The sequence below is a fragment of the Clostridium sp. C8-1-8 genome, from assembly GCF_009928445.1.
Classification (GTDB): Bacteria; Bacillota; Clostridia; order Clostridiales; family Clostridiaceae; genus Clostridium_AR.
Genome location: NZ_JAABNO010000001.1, coordinates 32,313 through 53,144 on the forward strand (window position 1 = coordinate 32,313; position 20,832 = coordinate 53,144).

The window sequence follows — 20,832 nt, forward strand, 5'->3', positions numbered from 1 at the left end:
TAACATTGATTAATAATATAGGAGGTAATATATATGATAGAACTAACCCATTTAAAGGAAGGAGAACTTATTAAGAAATTCCCATCAGAGGTACAGCAATCTATAAAAAAAGTATTGAAAATACTTGATTATGAATATGGAGAAGATAGAGATAAGTATAAAGATGATGGAGGGTATGTAGTTGTAGTAGAAAATGTTGATGATTTCAATAAACTAAAAGATAGAGTTCATATTGATTGTGATGAAATTATTGCAGAATATGTAGATAAGATAGTATGTAGTACCGGAGTAGTCTATACTAATAGCCTGATAATATGCAATAGTGATTATGCTGTATCTATTATAATTCCACTAGAGTTAACACCAGATAATTTAAGAAAATATATTATTGATTAAAAGCCTTAATTGCCAATAGAGTGGTGATTAAGGTTTTTGTTATTAATAGAATATAGGAGGGCTCAATGATAAGGAAAGTAATAAAAGATACTAAGTATTGTCAGATACTAAGTCAAGGGAAAATAGCTGATAAGGAATATACTTATTCTATTGAAAAAATATTTATCAAAGCTGTAAAGAGAGATGAAATTCGATTTAGTCTTTATAAAGACACAATAAGGTCAACAGAGACTTATATTCCGCGCTCATTAGATGTAACTGAAGAACAATTATTACAGTTAATTAAACAGTCTATAGCACAAGGAGTATTCTCAAAAAATTTTATAGAGAGCTTATCTCAAATATTACAATAAAAAGCTAGGAGGAGTATAAAATGTTTGAAAATAAGAAAGATCGTTACATTACTAGAGGAGCTAATGAAAGACTAAGTATTAATTTGCAGTTACTACTATGGAATATGATAGATACATTAAAGGAAGATAAAAACATAGAGTTAGATTATCTACAGATATTTAATTTTGAGTACGTTACTGGTAATGAAAAGTATAATCTCAGTATTACTCATTCACAAGAAGAGCCACCATACAATAAAAAGTATCTGATTAATGTAGAAAAGCCAATTAATGAAAAAATATTTATTATTGACAGCGGAGAATACTCTACTATGTTATTATCAAAAGAATATTAAAAGATTGGAGTGATGTAAATGAACAAGAATCTATGGAGAGGGATAATATTTAAGATTGATGAAAAAAAGAGAATTGGAACAATGAGAATTGATTTTTGCGGAAGTGATGGAGGTTTGTGTAATCAATGGAATCCTACAAAGCTTCTAACCCATATAACAAATAATTCAAAGATTTACCTATGTAAACTACAGCAGGAAATTAACTACATTCAGTTTGAACTTCTTTCAAACTTTGAAAGAATAGAGCAGTACTGCAATGGTAATGGTTACGACAAAGAAACCTTATTTTCAATTTCATTAGATTATGCTGATTATGCAATTAAGCTTATACCAGTAAGAGATTCCTATAGCTATATATACACTTATATGAAATAAAGAGCCCTTCACATAACATAACTTTTCTATATACTATCCCGAATAGTCTTTTTAGCCTTTAAATAATAGATTAACTCTTTCTTATCTTCTATGTCCCAATCTTTGAAATCTCTAAGCAATTCAACTATTGGAATGAATTCTATATCTTCGATAGCTTCGTTAAAGACGCTGTTTTGTGAATCATCTACAAAGTATGATATTGGTGCATTTAAGGCGTTAGCAATAATTTTTAAGCTATCTATTGATGGGTTTCCTCTTCCGTTTTCAATATCACTAAGAAAGGATAAAGATACTTTTCCTTTAGTTTTTTCTGATAACTCTTTTAAAGATAATCTTTTCGATTTTCTTATAGCTTTTAGCTTATCTCCTAATTCCATAATATCCTCCTCATGATTCCGTAAATAACGTATTAATTTTAGTATAAACAAAACTTGATAGAATGTAAAATACTTTGTAAATATGACAAAATATTATATAATTAACGTAAAAATAATTGTAAAATTACGTTTTTATCGTATAATAAGAGTATGGGGGTGGAAACTTTGGATTATATAGGGGAAAAAATCAAATGTGAAAGGCTCAAGAAAAGTTTAAAACAATATGAGTTAGCTAAAAAGGTGGGAATATCAAACACATACCTTTCAGACATAGAAGTTGGAAGAACATCACCTTCATTAAAGACATTAGAGAAGATTTCAAAAGCATTGGAAGTTGATATTAAGAGGTTCCTATAATTTTATATACAAGAGATAAGTTAAGATAATTATAAAATATACAAAATTAGATTAAGGGGAAATAATTATGAATAAAAAAACTATAGTAATCATTGTTACTGGAATAGTTTCACTATCATTAGTTGGATGTGGGAATAAGGGTAATAAAAAAGCGGATGTTGAGTCTAAGCCAAAAATTCAGCAAAATGAGCAAGGTAAACCAAATGATAGTAAGGCAGATGATAATAATCAAAAAGACGGTTCTAAGGCTGAAGAAAAGAACAATTCAACGTTGGATACAGGATCAAGTGTAAAAGCTGACGGTTACTCGGAGGATTCAAATACTAATATTTCTCCAGAGGAACAGTTGATGATTGATACAAAAAGTTTATTAGTCGATACAGCATGGAAGGCTGATACGGGGAAATATCTTATACTATTTCCTATAAATCCTGATACAGATAAGGAGCTAAGATTTATCTTTGGAGATAATAGGGCTAAGATTAAGGGAAAATATGAAATTAAGATAATAGACGGAATGCCTAATTTATTTTTAGTTATGGATAATAGTTCAGGGAATGCTTCTAAAGATGGGTTTAGATATATTATTGATAAAAAAAGTGATACAAATATTACGCTTATATCTAAAGGAACTAGCTCAGAAATACTTAATTGTAATCTTACAGATAAGACTAAAGCAATAGCAATTGTAAAATAGTACAAGCATAGAAGTTATATATCTAATAGAAATATTGCTTAGATTATCTGAAACAGAGAACATCGAGAGTTTAAGCATATAATCAAAGAAGGAGAATAGATATGAACCCCATTTATATACTGAGAATAGTAATAATAATCTTAGAATTGATAGCTAGAGGTATGGATTCAGAATCTGCAATAAATAAAATAGCAAATGAGCATAATATTTCAGCATCATTTTTAAGAGAGTTTTTATAAATTAGTCAATTATCATTGGACTTTGAAAAATAAAACTCCAATGATAATTGATTACTATATATTTGATAAAAAGAATATGTGACTATACTTTTGGATAGAGTTAAAGAAATTATTTTTTTATGATTTATATTTAGTAGGATAATTAACGAAAAACTTAATATAGAATCAAGGGTTCTAATAATCTAAAAGACAAATACTTAATAACTTATAAATAATGATAAATTATATAAAGGAGCTGAAAAGAAATGAATGTTTTTGATGCAGGCGGATTTATAACTTTTATAGCGGTAGTTGGTGCTATAGTAGGGGGAACAGTAATATTTATATTGTTACATAAAATATTTGATATTGTTCATTTTGGTTTTGGAGCTATGGCTGGTATGTGGTTTACTTGCTGTATAGTAGCTGCTGTTATAATTAATTTTTTAGGAGGGATAGTTGGAGGTGTTTTTTCAATTATCTGGTTTCTTATAAAAGTAGTAGCTATAATAACCATATTAGGTTCAATAGGAAAGCGTATATTTAATAAGTTAAAATAGTTAAGATGTGTTTAACAAGGATAAACTATGAGTCTAGTATCATTAATAAAATTAACTTTATACATAATAGAAAAAGAGGGTATCCTCTTTTTTTTTTTGTAATTAAATACTTAAAAGTAAAAGTGAAAGATAAATTATTTAATATATATATATTGAATTAAAAAAAATAGGTGGAATTAATATATAACAGTTAGAATATTATAAAAAAAATGAAAATATCGACATAATCAATATATCGATATTTTCATGTTAAAATAGGCTTAAAGATACAAATATTACAAAAAGTTATGAGAATAACATAAGAAAGGTAGAGTAAAAAAACATTATGAAAAAAGAAGAAAGTAAATTTGAAGAATTAGAAAAAGTATATCCACTAACTGAATTAGTAGAAGATATATATGATATCGATAAGGAGACTGCTAAAAATTATGAAGCTTGCTACAAAGAGTTGCAACGAATAGACAAATTACTAAGGCAAATTAGTGATTTTTCTATGACAACTGGTGTAGTACAAAGAAATAGAGACAGATATGTTTTAATGATAAGGGAGTTAATTAACGATAGAGAATTAAAAAAAGTAATTCTTAAAATAAGTAGAAAGAAAAAACTGACGGAAATAGAAGATGATATGTATCATGAATTTTTTTATAAGTATATAGATAATGAAAAAGATAAAGAAATTTTTAATGGTATGAGATTGATAAATAAAAAAATAGAAAATATAACTGGAAAGGTTACACGTTTTGTAAATATAATTCCTACATATTTTGATATTGAATCTACAGATTTAATGAATATTGTACTAGATGAATATGAAACAAAAGTTGACGAGCTGAATGTGTGGTTGCAAAAGCGTTGTGAAGAATTGGATGAGATTGATGATGAGAGATATAAAGAAAAAATATTGAAAGGTTTATCTCAATACGGGGTTCGTAATATAAAAGAGAAGAAAAGCAAGGACAAAAAAAGTTAAGATTTTTTGTCTTAGCTTTTCTTTTTTTATGATGATAAACTCTAGGCATGGAAAGAAACATACATGCTAGGGAGGAATCATTATGATAAAAAAAGATGTTAAAGAACTAAGAAACGAAGTTAATAAAGCGATGGAGGTTTTAGAAAAGCTTAATGCACCAATAGAGGTAAGGATGATTAAAACCAGTAAAGGTGTTATATCAGGATACTATGAGGATAAGGAGAAACTTATACAAGACATCACTAGATATGATGGAGTAAATAATATTTTCTTCACATTAAATACATTTTCAGAAGACCTAATTATTAGAGGGAAAAACAAGCTTAGATTTTTTGCTGAAAATACTACAGTAGATTCTGACATAACTAGAAGAGTACTTCTTCTTATTGATGTTGATCCACAGAGAGCGGCTGGAATTTCATCAAGTGATGAGGAGTTAAAGTCTGCTAATGAAGTGGCAGATAGAGTTAGACAGTACTTATCAGATAATGGGTTTCCTGACCCAGTTAAGGCTTGTAGTGGTAACGGGTTTCACTTATTATATAAGATTGATTTACCTAATACTAAGGAGATTACTTATATGATAAAGGAATTTTTGAATACCTTGGACAAGCTTTTTAGCACAGATAAAGCTAAAATTGATACAACAACTTTTAATCCATCAAGGATTACTAAACTTTATGGAACTATAGCATGTAAAGGTGATAACGATGAAAGAAGACCTCATAGAAGATCCAGTATAATTGATACTCCAGAGGAGTTCAATGTTGTAGAAGAAAGTTTTATTAAAAAGATAATAGGACACAGTACTGAGGAAGAAAAGAAAGTTAGTAAAGTAGAGAATAAAACATCTATCAATTCAAACTTTGACGCAAAAGAATGGCTTGAGAGAAATGGAATAGGAATAAGTCATACAAAGGCAGAGAAGGATCGAGTATGTTATGTTTTAGAGAGGTGTCCTTGGAATTCTAGCCATGATGATAAATCAGCATCAGTAACTCAATTTAATAATGGGGGAATAAGTGCTAAATGTCATCATGATAGTTGTTCGAATGAGAATTGGGGCACCTTAAGAAAACTTTATGAACCCGAATATAAAGAAAAAAAGACTGAAAATTATGACAATAATACAAAAGAAGAAAGAAAAAGCCAGGCAGACGGAATGATTGAACTTGCTATGGAAGCTGGAGATAAATTTTTTCATGATGTATCTAATGAATGTTATGTAGCAATAGAAAAAGAAGGAAATCCATCCGTATATAAAATTAACGAAGAATCCTACAAATCTCTTTTAGTAAAACGTTTTTTTAGGGATACTAGAAAAGCACCTTCTAAAGATTCGGTTAATCAAGCAGTAGGGGTACTAAAAGCAATTGCTCAATATGAAGGAAAAAAAATAAATGTATCTAGAAGATGCACTGGAATAGAAGATGCTATTTATTATGATTTAGGGGATGAAAATTGGACATTTATTAAAATAACAGAGAATGGGTGGGAAGTGGATGAAGACGGTCAAATACTGTTTATAAGACGTAACAATATGAGACCACAAGTTATGCCAGAAAAGCATGAAGATATATCTATAATAGATAAACACTATAGATTTAAAACAGAAGAGGATAGAATCCTACACACAGTAAGTCTGGTAACTAAGTTTTTAAATATTGGTAATCCGATAACTGTATATCATGGAGAAAAAGGTGCATCTAAGACAACTACTATGAGAATGGATAGAAGCATAGTAGATCCTGCAGTAAGAGATGTGATTTCAATGCCAAAGTCTATTACAGATTTGTCCTTAGTATTAAATAATAATTATATGCCATGTATTGACAACATAGACAATATTTCTGCGGAGAAGAGTGATATTCTCTGTACTGCGGCAACTGGAGGTGGGTTTAGTAGAAGAAAACTATTTACAGATGATGAAGAAACAATTTATGAATTTAAAGTACCAGTAGTTTTAAATGGTATAAACGTCGTTGCTACAAGACCAGATTTACTTGATAGAAGTTTACTTTTAGGACTTGAAAGAATACCAGAGGATGAGAGAAAAGAAGAAAGAGTAGTATGGGAAGAATTTGAGAAAGATAAGCCTAAAATGCTTGGTGCAATATTTCATATTATATCAAAAACATTAAAAATTTATCCTACTGTAGAGTTAAATAAATTAGGAAGAATGGCTGACTTTACGAGGTGGGGGTATGCTGTGGCTGAGGCTTGTGGTATTGGTGGAGAAAAGTTTAAGGAAGCGTATCTTAATAATCAATACAAAGCCAACGATGAAGCAGTTAGTTCTAATCCAATCGCAAGTGCAGTAATAAGACTTATGGAAACAAATCAGTACTTTGAAGGGACACCTTCTGAATTATTAGCAGCATTAAATCAGATAGCCTCTGATTTAAGTATAGATGTTACGTCAAAGTTATGGGCAAGAGAACCTAATGTTCTTAGTAGAAGACTAAATGAAATAAAATCCAACTTACTTATGGAAGGTATAACTTTTTTAAAAGGAAATACAAATACTGGTAGAAAGATTGAAATACGAAAAGCTACTGGTGAGCTTTCAAATACTCAATGTTCATTCAATAAAGATGTCTTAGATTCATTTAATGAGCTGGATTCAGAAGTTATAGAATTTTAGTTTAATGCTGACATTATTGATGCTTCGATATTTCAATAATGTCGGTATTTTCAAAAATAAGATACTAAGGAGAATTAATAATGAGTAAAGATAAAGAAATAAATGAAATTATTATTACAATATCAGAGGTAATATTAGACTACATATCAAATAGTAAGAGAAAAGTTAGTACATCAAACACTTTAGAGACGAAAATATTGAAGTGATTGAAGTGATTGAAGTGATGCGTAAGTAATAAGAATACATAGAGATATTAATAAAAACAACTTAAAAAATGGATTGAAAGAATAGTGAATAAGCTTCTTTTTACACAGTACTGTTTGCTGCTATATGGCTTAATGTTTATTATTACTTTAGAATAAGTCTATTAGCTAACTCAATATCAATTATAAAAAAAGAAGGTTTAGGTATACATATACTTTAACAGTAAAGCTCTACGATTACTATAGAAGCCCACAAGAAAGTAATAAAGTTGAATTCATATATATATTATATTTTTGATGAAGATCTAAGGAGGAATAAAGAATGAGTATAAAAAAAGTTATGGCTATTTATACTAGAGTAAGTACAATTGAGCAGGCGGAAAGTGGTTACAGCATAGATGAGCAAGAAAGATTATTATTAGAATATTGTAATAAAAATGATATAGATGTATACAAGTGCTACTCTGACAGAGGGATAAGTGGAAAAGACATAAAGCATAGGCCAGCTTTGAAAGAGTTACTACAAGATGTTGAAGCAGGAAAAGTAACTGATGTTATATGTTGGAAGATTAATCGTTTAAGTCGTAAATTATCAGATGTATTGAAAATTGTAGATATATTTGAAAAGAATAACGTAACTTTTAAGTCATATTCAGAGCCGTTTGCAACAGATACGCCAGCTGGTAAAATGCAATTTCAGATGATGGCATTGATAGGTGAGTTTGAAAGAGGGACTATAGCACAAAATGTCAAGATGGGAATGTGTGCGAGAGCAAGAGAAGGAAAGTGGTGTGGAAATAAAGTTCTAGGATATGATGTAGTGCCGATAGAAGATTCCCAGAATAAGAAGAGAAGTGAAACCAAGCTAGTTATAAATAAATTAGAAGCAGAAGTGGTCAGATTTATATTCAATGAAGCTTGCAATGGAAAAGGTTATAAATCAATAACTACTAATCTCAATAAACTTGGACATAAGACTAAGAAAGGTAATAATTTTTCAATAAGCTCAATAAAGGATATACTAACTAACCCTGTCTATATAGGCAAAATAAGATACAATGTGAGACAGAATTGGTCTGAGAAAAGAAGAAAGAACATAAATGCGAATCCAATAGTGGTAGATGGAATACATGAACCTATTATAGATATTAATACGTGGGATAAGGTACAAGCTATAATGCAATCTAAAAAAGGTAAACCATCAAGAATATATGATGGAGAATACCCTTTAACAGGAATATTAAAATGCCCTAAGTGTGGAGCAGGAATGGTAATAATGAGAACTATAAATAAGTTAGCAGATGGGAGCAAAAAAAGAATAGCATATTATGCTTGTGGTAACTGGAAGAATAAGGGCACAGCGGTATGTAACTCTAATTCAATCAGAGTTGAAAAAGCTAATGAATTTGTCTTTAATAGGCTTTCAGAGTTGCTGACTAATGAAAAAATGATTAAATCCATTGTAACCAATATTAATAAAGAGAGAAGTAGTAAGATTAATCCAGCAAAAAGAGAAATAGAGAAAATTGATAAGGAACTAGAAAAATTAGACAAGAAGAAAAAGAAAATTTTTGAAGCGTATGAAGACGAACTAATAACTAAAGATGAATTTTTAGAAAGAAGAGAAGAATTAAACAACAGAGCAAAAAAACTTGAAGAGCAGAAAGCTCCATTGATAGTAACTTTGTCAGACGATATTAATCAGGAGATTCCATATGATTTTATAAAAAACATATTGGGAAACTTTGGTGAAGTATTAATAGAGAGTATAAGCAGAGAGCAAAAGAAGAAATTATTACATATGATAATTTCAGAAATTACAATAAATGAATTAAGAGAAATAGAAACAATAAAACTAAAAATAAATGATAGTCTGGTTGATTATCTAAATAAGAAAGAAGGAGTACCTGTGAAGGGGACTCCTTCTTCTTTTATATTAAGAAATGTAGGAATAAATGTATTGAATTTAGATATAGAAATATAAGTTAAAATGTTATAATTATATTACTAATATATAATTAAAGAATAATATAAAAAAAGGGTTTGCTAAAAGTAGAATAAATCTGCAAATACCTACTTATAAGCAATTAAATCTTTCTTTGTTAAAGTGTTTAGATAGTAAAAAGACTTATAATAAAGAGTGTATAGATATATTAGAGAATAAACCAAGTACTATAGAAATAATATAAGAAGCAAAAAATATATATAGCCTATTTAGTGAAGATTAGGGCTTTAGTAAAAAATATATTGAGATTACGAAAGGTAACAAATAGTGGATAATGTATAAAAAAGAATACGACTTGTTAAATAAAAATACAAAGAGTGCCATAAGTAAGAATGCTCAGCTCAGAGAAGAATCAAAATGTTTGTTTAACGATATAAAATTTAAATGTAATAATGAGGAGAAAAAAAGATTAAAAAAGAATCATCTAATTCAGAGAAGAAATTATTTAGATAGAATTGCTTATAACGGAAAGGTTATGATTTGTAATGTAGAAGATGAAGATTACTATAGATATGGAAGAAAAATGACAGGAGTTCATGTGAAAAGAGCTCACAGATATAAAGTGTTTTGTGATGTACATGATAAAAAGTTATTTGATTCTATTGAAAATGGTAATGAATTTAATATAAATAACAAAGAGCAGTGTTTCCAATTTGCACTTAGAGCCTTTACATTTGATTACTCCAAAAATTGTATAAAAAACAACTTTAGTTCAGGGAATAAGTATATAGATGGAGTGGCAGAGATTTCTCTCAATAGAAGGAATAAGTTATTTGAAAGGTTTAAGAAATGTTATATACAAGACGAGTGGGGTGAGATAGAAACATATAATATTATATTGGATAAAAGGATAGATTTCATATCATGTAGTTGTTTTTACCCGTTTACTGACTTAAAGAGAATATATAAAGGATATGTGAAGGAGGAAGCATTCTTTAATATTTTTCCTCAGGGGAATAAAGCATATATAGTAATATCATATTTCAAAGATAGCAAATATTGCAGAAAGTTATGCAAACAGATAGATGAGTATGTCAAGAAAAATAAATATGAAGTTATAGAGAGATACTTTAATAAAATACTTGTATGTCAGGATATAAATTTAACATTAGGACCACAACTTTGGAATAGCTGGAGTGAAGAAGAACAGCAAGATTTTTATAGATATGCACATAAATTGAAGGTGTCTAGTTATAAAAAGTTTATCTCATTAATGGGTATGCTGATTTTTAAAAATAGTAAATTTGATTTATTTAAAGATTTTAACGATAAATAATAAAAGAAAAAACCTCACTTGCAACTGTTACGGTGAACCATACCACAAATAAATGATAAGCTATTAAAACTGCATGTTTAGTTAAGGAAATAACTTATATTATATGAATTATAATATAGGTTATTTTTTTGTTTAGTAGGATTTTTATTCTTTGGTGTAATCAATTTTATTAAATGCAGTTATTACATTAATCACTATATTGCCTCAAGTTAGGTAAGTATAGTTTGCAAAATACTATTATGTAATCGATAACTGAAATTGAAAAAATTTTTTTGATTTTTAGAAAAAATTTAACTTACGAGACGTAATGAAACCTTAGTATAATGACAAAGCAAGTACTGTATTTCAAAAAAAGCGATGTAAAAGGAGTGATTATATTTGATTGCAGAATTGAGATAAATAAGGCAAGGACCATGGCTGTGGCTATTTCTTCTATGACAGAAGGTGTTTAAGAAAAATTCACAATACCTAAGGAAAACTGGAAAACAAGTTAAGCAAATAATTAATCAATAAGACTGAGTTAAATTTTAATATAGACAACAGGAGTACATTACTATGCAATCAATTATTTATATCGGTCTAATTTATGGAGGGAACTATGAACAAAAAACATAAGGTAGAAAGTAATCAAAAAATAAATTTTATAAGTATTATAGCTATATTAGTAGCTAGTGCATTTGTGGCAACCTTTAATGAAACCATACTAAATGTTGCGTTATCTGGAATTATGAAGGATATGAATGTTTCTGCTGGAACTGTTCAATGGCTTGTGACAGCTTATATGACAGTAGCAGCAGTAATGGTACCTATTACTGCTTTTCTAATTCAATCATTTAAAACAAAAACATTATTTTTTAGTGCAATAGGATTATTGCTTATAGGAACGATATGTGCGGCGTGTTCAAATTCTTTTGCGATGTTATTAATTTCAAGAATGATACAATCATCAGGTACAGGGATGATAATACCAATTGTTACGAATACCATATTATTAGTAGCACCAAAAGAAAAACTAGGAATATCAATGGCAATATGTGTGCCAGCAATTTTACTAGGACCTGCATTCGGTCCAACAGTATCAGGAATTGTATTACAATATTTTAGTTGGCATGCATTGTTTATAATGTTAATACCAATTATAATCGTACTTATGATTATAGGAAAACTATTCTTAGTTAATGTAGGAGAAATAACCAAACCTAAAATGGATTATTTATCTATAGTGTTATCTACAATTGGAGTGGGAACAATAATATATTCTATAAATAGTATAAGTGGAGGAAATATTAAAACAACTTTAATGTGCTTTATAATAGGAATTATTTGTTTAATAACATTTATCAAACGTCAAAATACCTTAAAACAACCAATGTTAAATTTATCTCCGTTTAAGTATCCAAAGTTTGTAATGGCAACAATTTTAGTAATGATAGCTATGATGGTTACTTTCACTATGAGTATCATGTTACCAATGTTTATAGAAGGAGCTCTTGGAAAATCAAGTTTTGTAGCAGGAATAGCCTTATTACCAGCTGTAATTTGTGCTGGACTAGCCGCGCCTGTAGGTGGGAAGATTTACGACAAATTTGGGGTGAAATTATTAATACCATTAGGAACAGCAATGGTAACAGTATTTGTATTTTTAATATCTTTATCTAAAAGCGATACATCGTTGGCACACTTAGTGATAATATATATATGTACGAGCATAGGAATTGGACTATTTATGTCTCCTTCTCAAACCCATGGGTTGAATCAGTTGGCAAAAGAATACTATCCTCATGGAGTAGCAATAGTAAATACGCTTCAACAAATTTCTGCTGCCATAGGATCATCACTTTTTATTGGAATAATGTCAGCAGTTCAAATCAATGCATTAGAAGTACACCGTGCGACTAATGAAGTTGCGGTAGCTACTGGATTTTCGGCTGCAACGATGGTAGTTTGCGGAATTGCACTTGTGGCATTAATTTTATCTTTTTTCTTTGGCAGAAATAAATCATAAGTATAAGTATAAGTATAAGTAGGATATACATTGATATAAGACGAAAAATAGAATAATAAATTGAAGGACAAGTTAAGAAATTCATTGAAATTGTTTATGTTTATTTTTTATTGAAATTTGATATTATATAAATAACAAAAGCTTAGTGTGCTAACACTAAGCTAATCCTTATAACACTTATTTTGTTTTAGGGTTATTGGATCATATTAACTTAAAATTAATTTGAAGGAAAAGTGCTAATCTTTGTGAGATGAAGCACCTTTTTGCTTTTAACCTCTATATCAATACCAAGACGTTTAATTTTAATCTTTATATGATGTATGAAAAGACTATATTTTAAAATTAATTTAATCACATAAATAATTGACGTACATGCTATAAAAGTATTAAACCTATTTAGTATCACCCATTAGCTATAGTGAAGTAATTCACCAGTAGTCCAAGGAGAAAATAAAGATTAATAATCTTTATGGATAGTATTAGGAATGCATAGGGGCAAATGTTCAAAACCACCGTAGCCATCCATTACGGAAATCTTAAATTCTACTTTAGAGTTATACCATAATTATGTAGGATACATACACGGCAATAAGGTGAAAAAAACCTCAATTGTACTAGATACGGAGAGCATTAACATAAGTAACGGAGATGTTTTTGTACATTTCGGTAGCTAGCTTTAAGGAGGGGACAAGCAAGAAATAGAAATGTTAAATGGTTATGGTGATTTTGATAAGTTTGTTGAGAGCTAAAAATATAAAGCAACTTAGAAGATAAATACTGCATAAATAATAAAGGAGCAGAATACGTTAATGGTAGGAGAGCTGCTTGTTTTATGATTTATACAATTATGATATCGTATTCAAGTGAGCTTGAAGTATTTGCCGAGCGAATGGTAAAGGAAACTAGGAATAATTTTAATAGGGGATAGTGATTATGGAAACAAAGAATAGTCCTTACTATGGAATGGTTGATTTATTACGGTTGGTATTTGCTATTGGAGTTATGATGATTCATACTAGGGCCTTAGAGTCTGTAAACAAAGACTTATGGATGGCAACAAGTATGGGAATCTGCAGGCTAGCAGTACCATTTTTCTTTATTGTTTCAGGTTATTTTTTATACAAACGAATTCAATCACCAAAAGAACCTAGTACTACATTGAAGAGATTATTAATTCTCTACTTTGCGTGGGTTCTTATTGAGTCTATAACGTTATTTCCAATTGTTTTAAGTATTTTAAAATTGCCACTAATAATGATCATCATAAGATTTTTACTTATAGGTATATCGGGAAGTCTTTGGTATATAGCTTCTTTAATTATTACTATATTTATAATAGCACCTTTGCTAAAGAAAGATAAAATACTTCCTTTACTTATAATAGGAATAATACTATTTTTATTTGGAGCAAGCGCAGATACTTACTATGGATTGTTTATGAAAACTATGCTTGGCCCAGTAATTAAGGGATATAATGCAATCGCGCTTCTTCCACAGATAGGAATTGTTGAATCCATGCTTTTTGTATCTATAGGAGCATTAATAGGCAAATATAGGTTGAATGAAAGAATAAAGAATTCAGGACTACTTAGCATAATCTTCATAATAGTCCTATTAGTTGAGACCTTTATATTAAATAAAAGTGGTATTGCTAAAGATGCTAATATGTATTTATCTTCTATAATTTCAGCTCCATTTATATTTATTTGGGCTACTAACTATAAGAAAAATATTTCAAGAAAAGTTTGTACGCTTTGTAGAGAATACAGTGTAGGGCTCTATTGTTCTCATCAAATAATATTGCTTGCACTTGGAGCGTTTGTTCCAATGCTTTTTGGCAATACAGTGGTTAGATTTACCCTTACTTTATGTATTTCTGCGTTAATCATAGCAATTTTGAGAAGAACTAAGTTAAAGAGAATTCTTTTAAGGTAAAATAGAAAGTTTAAGATAAATAATAGAAAAGAAAAAACATCGAGAAATCGATGTTTTTTTGTTTCAACTACCGTAAGATAGCTAGAAGAAATATAAAACACTTTGAATAATAAATCCAAAGAATCATTTTTAAATAGTACCTACTTTGCAGTATAGAAGCATAATGGGATTCTAAAAATACTATTAAGCGGCTAAATTATAAATGTGAACTTATCTCCTATACAGAGTTGTTGACATAGGTTAGTAACAGTATTGTCTGCGTTATGTATTACACTATTGATTCTTAAAAGAGGATATCCTCTAGATATCCCCAAGGTTTTAGCTTCTTTTGTATCTGCAAATACAATATCTAGCGTTTTTCGGGAATGATCTAAAATTATATTATGTTTTTCTAAAATCTCGTATAGAGATGTATCGGTTAAATTTTCTCCAAATAGAAAGGAGAAAGATTCGGGAAATTTATTCAATTCTAATAATACTGGTTTGCCATCGGCATAACGTACACGCTCTAACACAAGAATTTTTTCATCTTCAGCAAGAGACATTTGCTGTATATCTTTTTCGGACGGCTCTTCAAGGGCAATTTTTATAATTTTAGCACCTGGAATTGCGTCCATCATCTTACACATCTCAGAAAAACCTAAAACACCATTTGTTATTCCACGTTGAAGTTTTTTTTCAGCAACAAAAGTACCTTTTCCTGATTTTCGCTCTAAATATCCTGAGGCGGATAGTTCAGAAAGAGCTTTTCGAACAGTCACACGGCTTACATTATAAGTTTTGCTCAATTCATTCTCTGTTGGAATACGACTACCAGCAGGTCTTTTACCGCTGTCTATTTCTTGCTGCAGCTTTTTTTCTAATTGTTTGTACAAAGGTGTAGCAATTGTATTATTTAGTTCCATATGTAACCTCCATACCAATACCTAATTGTAATGTATGTGTTTATTATAATACAAAGATAAAGCGATGTATATACAGTATATAAACAAAAAAATAGAAATTTTTATTGACACAATGTATTATAATGTATTATCCTATACATACAGACAAATGAATACAATAAAGGAAAAGGGGAATGAATAGAATGAATTATTCTAGCAAAGATATTAAAAGTATTATTTCAGAAATTCTTGAGAAGAAGAAAACAAAGGGTGGAATAAAAAGTATTTATTTCGTAGGATGTGGAGGATCTTTAGGAGCTCTTTATCCAGCAAAAACTTTTATGGAGAAGGAAGCTGCCTCAATAAAATCTGCATGGATTAACAGTAATGAATTCGTTTACAATACACCTAAAGACTTTGGACAAAATTCAATAATTTGTTTAGCTTGTCATAAAGGAAATACACCAGAAACAATTGCAGCTGCTAAACTTGGTAAGGAAATGGGAGCAACTGTTATTATACTAACATGGCTTAATGAATCAGAAATCATAGAATTTGGTGATTACATTATTCACTATAGCTTCGATGCTAGTCCAGATCATCTTAAAGGAGATATTGACTATTCAGGTGAGAAGACAATATGTGCACTTTTGGTTGCAGTAGAGCTTTTAGCTCAGACAGAAGGATATGAAAACTACAATAAGTTCTATGAAGGCACTGGTATGATTAGCAATATTATAAAAAAGGCTCGTAATCATGTAGCAGAGAGAGCAGTAGCGTTTGCTGAAAAGTATAAAGATGATTCAGTTATTTATACTATGGCAAGTGGTGCAGGTTATGGAGCTGCTTACATGGAAAGTATATGCATTTTTATGGAGATGCAATGGCTTGATTCTAGTAGCATACATACTGGCGAGTATTTCCATGGACCTTTTGAAATTACTGATGCAAACCGCCCATTCATGATACAGATATCTGAGGGATCAACACGTGAATTAGATGAAAGAGCTCTTAAATTCCTAAATACTTATGCAAAGCGTATAGAAGTATTGGATGCTAAAGAACTTGGTCTTTCAACAATTGATGCTTCTGTTGTTGACTATTTCAATCATTCATTGTTCAATAATGTATATCCTATATACAACCATGCACTTGCAACAAAACGTGAGCATCCATTAGCTACTCGTCGTTACATGTGGAAGGTAGAATATTAAAATATTACTTGTTTGCTTTAAGGTATTATGAAATAACTATGGGCATAAATAAAAGTATTATTCAAAATACTTTTATTTATGCTGGAAAAAGAACTCACTTCAGCAACTTTTTTATTTAGATAGGTTAAAAACGATTACATTAAAATGGGCAACAATAAGGGATAACCTTTATTATGTATATTAAATAAATGTCAAAATGCAATTGACAAAAATATATTCGAGGAATACAATTGCGTTAAATACAAAACAATACATTATGATACAAAGCAATACAAGAGCTAGCTCGATTTTGTGTCACTAAGAATGTGCGCACCATTCTTAAATAATGAACTTTCTTACAACAATCAATTTAAAAATGAATCTAACATTGAGGGGGATAATCTATGTTTTGGATAGAGTTAGTAATTGTTCTCGCTATTATTTTTCTAGGGGTACGAATAGGTGGAACATTCTTGGCGATGGCTGGTGGACTTGGAATGTTGATTATGACATTTGGTTTACATGTGGCACCAGCTGATCCGCCTATTACAGTAATTTTGATTATGATTGCAGTAATTTCTGCTGCAGCTACAATGCAGGCCTGTGGAGGATTGGATTTCTTAGTTAAGATAGCAGAAAAGATACTTCGCAAAAATCCTAAGATGCTTACAATTTTAGCACCGGTTATTGCTTATCTTTTTACATTTATGAGTGGGACAGGGCATATTGTATACAGCTTGCTCCCAGTTATTAATGAAATTGCCATTGATACAGGAATTCGTCCAGAACGTCCAATTTCGGCATCTATTATTTCATCACAGCAAGCTATTACAGCCTGCCCGATATCAGCAGCTACTGTAGCAGTATTGGCTTTTATGGCTAAATCACAATATACTTCTGTCAATATTTTTACGTTACTTATAGTTTGTATTCCAGCAACATTAATTGGAACTGTTTTATGTGCAGTATCAGTTTTAAAGAAGGGAAAAGAATTGGCAGATGATCCTGAATTCCAAGCTCGTGTAGCTGAAGGTAAGATTCAAGATTTCTCTAAATTAGAGAGAAAAGAAAAACCTTCTACTAAAGAAGCAAAGATTTCTGTAATAATCTTCTTAATTGCAATGGTTAGCATTGTATTTTTAGGGGCAGTAAATAAGTTCCTTCCAGTATTCGCAAACAATACAAAGTTACCACTTACAACTGTAATTCAGATTTTCATGCTTACAGCTGCGGCTATTACAGTGCTTGCAACTAAACTAGATAGTGGAAAAATTTTAGAGCAACCAGTATTCACAACAGGAATGTTTGCAGTAGTATTAGCTTTTGGTCTTTGTTGGCTTGTAAATACCTTTATTAGTGATCAAGCTTCCTTTATCACTAAGAATATGTCTTCATTAACTAATGCATATCCGTGGATTTATATAATATCAGTTTTTGTTGTTGGTGCAATTACTACCAGTCAATCTTCTACAACAATGATTATGGTACCAATTGGTATTGCATTAGGTCTTCCAGTTAACATCATAATTGCAGGATGGCTTGCTTGTAGTTCAAACTACTTCATTCCAGCATCTGGACAGTGTGTTGCTGCAATAGCATTTGATTCTGCTGGAACTACAAAAATAGGTAAATATGTATTGAATCATAGTTATATGCTTCCAGGATTGGTATGTACAATAGTATCTGTATTAGTTGCATTGGTGCTTGGCGCAATAGTTTTTTAGTATAGAGAAAATATAATTTGAATTAATGTATAGTTGGTGAAGGAGGATATGTATATGAAGTTTGCTCCTATGAATTATCATTATTTACGTTACCCAATAGAAAAGTTTCTTGATAAGGTGGAAAGATCTCCGTTTAATAGCATTGATCTTTATTGCTCAGCACCGCAATTGAATATTTTTGATTATTCACTTAGAAATCTAATCCAGTTGGATAAAAGTATAAGAAAAAGAAAACTAGATGTAATGGCAATTACACCTGAAAACTGCATATATCCTGTTAATTTTTGCACACCAGATGTTATTACAAGAGAATCCAGTATTCGCTATTATCAGAGAGCAGTAGATACAGCTGAATTTTTAGGGTGTAGCAATGTTCAAATTAGTACAGGTTTTGGATATTTTGACCAGCCAAGAGATGAAGCTTGGAAGTACTGTCAGGATTCTTTGGCTCAGGTTATAGCTTACTGTGAAAGAAAAGGCGTTAGATTAATTCTTGAGGAATTAAAAGAAACAACAACTAATGTATTGATTTCTAGTAAAGATATTTCAGATATGATTGATGAAATCGATTCTCCCAATATTGCAGGTTTGATAGATTTAGATCAGATGACCTATGCAGGAGAAACAATTGATGATTATTTTGATAATCTTGGGGAAAAGATTCAGCATATTCATTTTAATGATAGAGGACATACAGTACCAGGAGATGGTGATTTTCCAATGAAAGAATACTATAACGCACTGAAAAAAAGAGGTTATGCAGGAAATGTTTCTTTTGAAATTTGTGATAGAAGATATTATTGCGATCCTGATAAAGCCATTGATGATATTGTTTCTTGGATGAAAGATAATACAAACGAATTAGAGTAGATCTAATAGTTCCTCTGTTGAATAATTTAAATACTGTTATAGAAGGAGAAGAAAAATGAAGGATTATAGAATTGTTGCTATTGGCGATAATGTGTGTGATAAATACCTTTCAAGAGGGAAGATGTATCCAGGAGGACAGTGTGTTAACACCTGCGTGTATGGAAAAATGAATGGAGCACAGACAGCCTATATTGGAAAGTATGGCAATGATGAAGTGGCAGAATGTGTACAAAGTACATTGAAACAGATGGAAATTGATGATAGTCATTCTCGTCATTTTGAAGGAGAAAATGGATTTGCTCTAGTTACTTTGAAAAATGCCGATCGTGTTTTTCTTGGCTCTAATAAAGGTGGTATTGCTAAAGAGTATTCTTATAATTTTGATGAAAACGATTTTGAATATATTAAAAAATTTAATTTGATTTACACAAATTTGAATAGCTATATTGAGGATAATCTGAAGGAGCTTCATGCAACAGGAGTACCAATCGCTTATGATTTTTCTATGAGATGGACAGATGAATACCTTTTAAAGGTATGTCCATACATTGACGTAGCAATCTTATCCTGTGCTCATATCACAGCTGAAGAACGAGAAAAAGAGATGAAAAAGGTTCAGAATTATGGAGTGAATATAGTCCTTGGAACCATAGGAGAAGATGGATCATATGTACTTTATAATGGTGAGTTTTTGTACACTCCTGCTAATATGGCTGAGAATATTATTGATACAATGGGTGCAGGAGATTCATATTTTTCGGCTTTCCTATGCACACTTCTACAGACTTCTGAAACAGGAAAGTTAGTTGAAGGAACAAAAGAAAGCATGAAGATGAGGTTAGAAAGTGCTATGAAAAGTGGAGCAATGTTTGCTGCAAAGGTGTGTGGAATTGAAGGCGCATTTGGTTACGGGGTTCCAATACAAGGAAAAACTCAAATATAAATTAAAAAGGAGAAATGAAAATGAAACCAAATATATATGAGAATAATGAAGAAGGAATACTTTGTGTATATAAAAATGAGAAATGGCTTGTCTGCATTAAAAATTGGAAGCCAGATAATGATATTGAGGGAATAGCTCATTTAGAGATCCATCACTCAACAGATGAACAGTTCATTTTGTCAGCTGGAAAAGCAATATTAATTACTGCGGAAAGAGAAAATGATAAATTTAATATTGAGCTGACTTTAATGGAAAAAGGAAAAGTATATAATGTTCCTGCAGAGTGCTGGTTCTACTCTATAACACAGAAAGATACAAAGATGATGTATGTTCAAGACTCAAACTGTTCTATGGATAATAGTGATTTTTGTGACTTATCTAAAGAAGAAATAGAGTATATTCAAACTAATGCTCGTAAACTTTTTGAAAAATAGTAATGAGATTAGGGTCAAGCTATTTGCTTTAGGTATCTTGTTTGAATTAAATAATGGTTTAATTAAGTTAATGTG

At 30.2% G+C, this 20,832-nt stretch carries 23 protein-coding genes; 21 read left to right on the forward strand and 2 right to left on the reverse strand.

Annotated elements, in window-relative coordinates; translation table 11 throughout:
* Positions 1–33 precede the first annotated feature (33 nt).
* The 4 genes from GXK57_RS00140 (at position 34) to GXK57_RS00155 (ending at position 1,459) form a co-directional block, all read left to right on the forward strand.
* A complete protein-coding gene (locus tag GXK57_RS00140; protein ID WP_160669659.1) occupies positions 34–396 on the forward strand; it encodes a hypothetical protein in 363 nt (120 codons plus the stop codon).
* 65 nt (positions 397–461) lie between these two features.
* Entirely contained in the window at positions 462–749 is a 288-nt protein-coding gene (locus GXK57_RS00145) for a hypothetical protein (protein WP_160669661.1), read from the forward strand.
* Positions 750–769: 20 nt separating this feature from the next.
* On the forward strand, positions 770–1,084 hold the full coding sequence (locus GXK57_RS00150) for a DUF960 family protein (RefSeq protein ID WP_160669663.1): 315 nt from the start codon (positions 770–772) through the stop codon (positions 1,082–1,084).
* Between the two features lie 18 nt (positions 1,085–1,102).
* A complete protein-coding gene (locus tag GXK57_RS00155) occupies positions 1,103–1,459 on the forward strand; it encodes a hypothetical protein (protein ID WP_160669665.1) in 357 nt (118 codons plus the stop codon).
* Positions 1,460–1,485: 26 nt separating this feature from the next.
* Here GXK57_RS00155 and GXK57_RS00160 read toward each other — a convergent pair whose 3' ends face one another.
* Positions 1,486–1,836: a helix-turn-helix transcriptional regulator gene (locus tag GXK57_RS00160; RefSeq protein ID WP_243156335.1), complete on the reverse strand. Its 351-nt coding sequence runs from the start codon at positions 1,834–1,836 to the stop codon at positions 1,486–1,488.
* A gap of 156 nt (positions 1,837–1,992) precedes the next feature.
* Between GXK57_RS00160 and GXK57_RS00165 the strand changes: the two genes are divergently transcribed.
* The 12 genes from GXK57_RS00165 to GXK57_RS00210 all read left to right on the forward strand — a co-directional run bounded on the left by GXK57_RS00165 (position 1,993) and on the right by GXK57_RS00210 (position 14,709).
* The gene (locus GXK57_RS00165) at positions 1,993–2,193 is read left to right on the forward strand and encodes a helix-turn-helix transcriptional regulator (RefSeq protein ID WP_243156336.1); all 201 of its coding nucleotides are present in this window, start codon (positions 1,993–1,995) and stop codon (positions 2,191–2,193) included.
* Positions 2,194–2,260: 67 nt separating this feature from the next.
* Positions 2,261–2,890, forward strand: a complete 630-nt coding sequence (locus tag GXK57_RS00170) for a hypothetical protein (RefSeq protein ID WP_160669669.1) — start codon at positions 2,261–2,263, stop codon at positions 2,888–2,890.
* 101 nt (positions 2,891–2,991) lie between these two features.
* Positions 2,992–3,129: a hypothetical protein gene (locus tag GXK57_RS00175; protein ID WP_160669671.1), complete on the forward strand. Its 138-nt coding sequence runs from the start codon at positions 2,992–2,994 to the stop codon at positions 3,127–3,129.
* 245 nt (positions 3,130–3,374) lie between these two features.
* A complete protein-coding gene (locus GXK57_RS00180) occupies positions 3,375–3,668 on the forward strand; it encodes a hypothetical protein (RefSeq protein WP_160669673.1) in 294 nt (97 codons plus the stop codon).
* Between the two features lie 325 nt (positions 3,669–3,993).
* Complete coding sequence (locus tag GXK57_RS00185; protein ID WP_160669675.1) at positions 3,994–4,641, forward strand: hypothetical protein; 648 nt, start codon at positions 3,994–3,996, stop codon at positions 4,639–4,641.
* Positions 4,642–4,723: 82 nt separating this feature from the next.
* Entirely contained in the window at positions 4,724–7,285 is a 2,562-nt protein-coding gene (locus tag GXK57_RS00190) for a hypothetical protein (protein WP_160669678.1), read from the forward strand.
* A gap of 80 nt (positions 7,286–7,365) precedes the next feature.
* Positions 7,366–7,491, forward strand: coding sequence for a hypothetical protein (locus tag GXK57_RS26790; RefSeq protein WP_279285466.1), 126 nt, complete (start codon positions 7,366–7,368; stop codon positions 7,489–7,491).
* 319 nt (positions 7,492–7,810) lie between these two features.
* On the forward strand, positions 7,811–9,472 hold the full coding sequence (locus GXK57_RS00195; protein ID WP_160669681.1) for a recombinase family protein: 1,662 nt from the start codon (positions 7,811–7,813) through the stop codon (positions 9,470–9,472).
* A 295-nt stretch (positions 9,473–9,767) separates the two neighbouring features.
* Positions 9,768–10,769, forward strand: coding sequence for a hypothetical protein (locus GXK57_RS00200; protein WP_160669684.1), 1,002 nt, complete (start codon positions 9,768–9,770; stop codon positions 10,767–10,769).
* Between the two features lie 323 nt (positions 10,770–11,092).
* The gene (locus GXK57_RS26795; protein WP_279285467.1) at positions 11,093–11,221 is read left to right on the forward strand and encodes a hypothetical protein; all 129 of its coding nucleotides are present in this window, start codon (positions 11,093–11,095) and stop codon (positions 11,219–11,221) included.
* Positions 11,222–11,367: 146 nt separating this feature from the next.
* Positions 11,368–12,774: a DHA2 family efflux MFS transporter permease subunit gene (locus tag GXK57_RS00205; protein WP_160669687.1), complete on the forward strand. Its 1,407-nt coding sequence runs from the start codon at positions 11,368–11,370 to the stop codon at positions 12,772–12,774.
* A 933-nt stretch (positions 12,775–13,707) separates the two neighbouring features.
* Entirely contained in the window at positions 13,708–14,709 is a 1,002-nt protein-coding gene (locus GXK57_RS00210; RefSeq protein ID WP_160669690.1) for an acyltransferase, read from the forward strand.
* A 191-nt stretch (positions 14,710–14,900) separates the two neighbouring features.
* On the opposite strand, the gene GXK57_RS00215 is transcribed toward GXK57_RS00210, so the two are convergent.
* Positions 14,901–15,614, reverse strand: coding sequence for a GntR family transcriptional regulator (locus tag GXK57_RS00215; RefSeq protein ID WP_160669693.1), 714 nt, complete (start codon positions 15,612–15,614; stop codon positions 14,901–14,903).
* Positions 15,615–15,796: 182 nt separating this feature from the next.
* Between GXK57_RS00215 and GXK57_RS00220 the strand changes: the two genes are divergently transcribed.
* From GXK57_RS00220 to GXK57_RS00240, 5 genes are all read left to right on the forward strand, one after another.
* Positions 15,797–16,807, forward strand: coding sequence for an SIS domain-containing protein (locus tag GXK57_RS00220; RefSeq protein ID WP_160669696.1), 1,011 nt, complete (start codon positions 15,797–15,799; stop codon positions 16,805–16,807).
* A gap of 383 nt (positions 16,808–17,190) precedes the next feature.
* Complete coding sequence (locus tag GXK57_RS00225; RefSeq protein WP_160669699.1) at positions 17,191–18,510, forward strand: anaerobic C4-dicarboxylate transporter family protein; 1,320 nt, start codon at positions 17,191–17,193, stop codon at positions 18,508–18,510.
* A 54-nt stretch (positions 18,511–18,564) separates the two neighbouring features.
* Positions 18,565–19,380: a sugar phosphate isomerase/epimerase family protein gene (locus GXK57_RS00230; protein ID WP_160669702.1), complete on the forward strand. Its 816-nt coding sequence runs from the start codon at positions 18,565–18,567 to the stop codon at positions 19,378–19,380.
* A 55-nt stretch (positions 19,381–19,435) separates the two neighbouring features.
* A complete protein-coding gene (locus GXK57_RS00235; protein WP_160669705.1) occupies positions 19,436–20,323 on the forward strand; it encodes a fructoselysine 6-kinase in 888 nt (295 codons plus the stop codon).
* A gap of 20 nt (positions 20,324–20,343) precedes the next feature.
* Entirely contained in the window at positions 20,344–20,757 is a 414-nt protein-coding gene (locus GXK57_RS00240) for a cupin (RefSeq protein WP_160669708.1), read from the forward strand.
* The last annotated feature ends 75 nt before the right edge of the window (positions 20,758–20,832 follow it).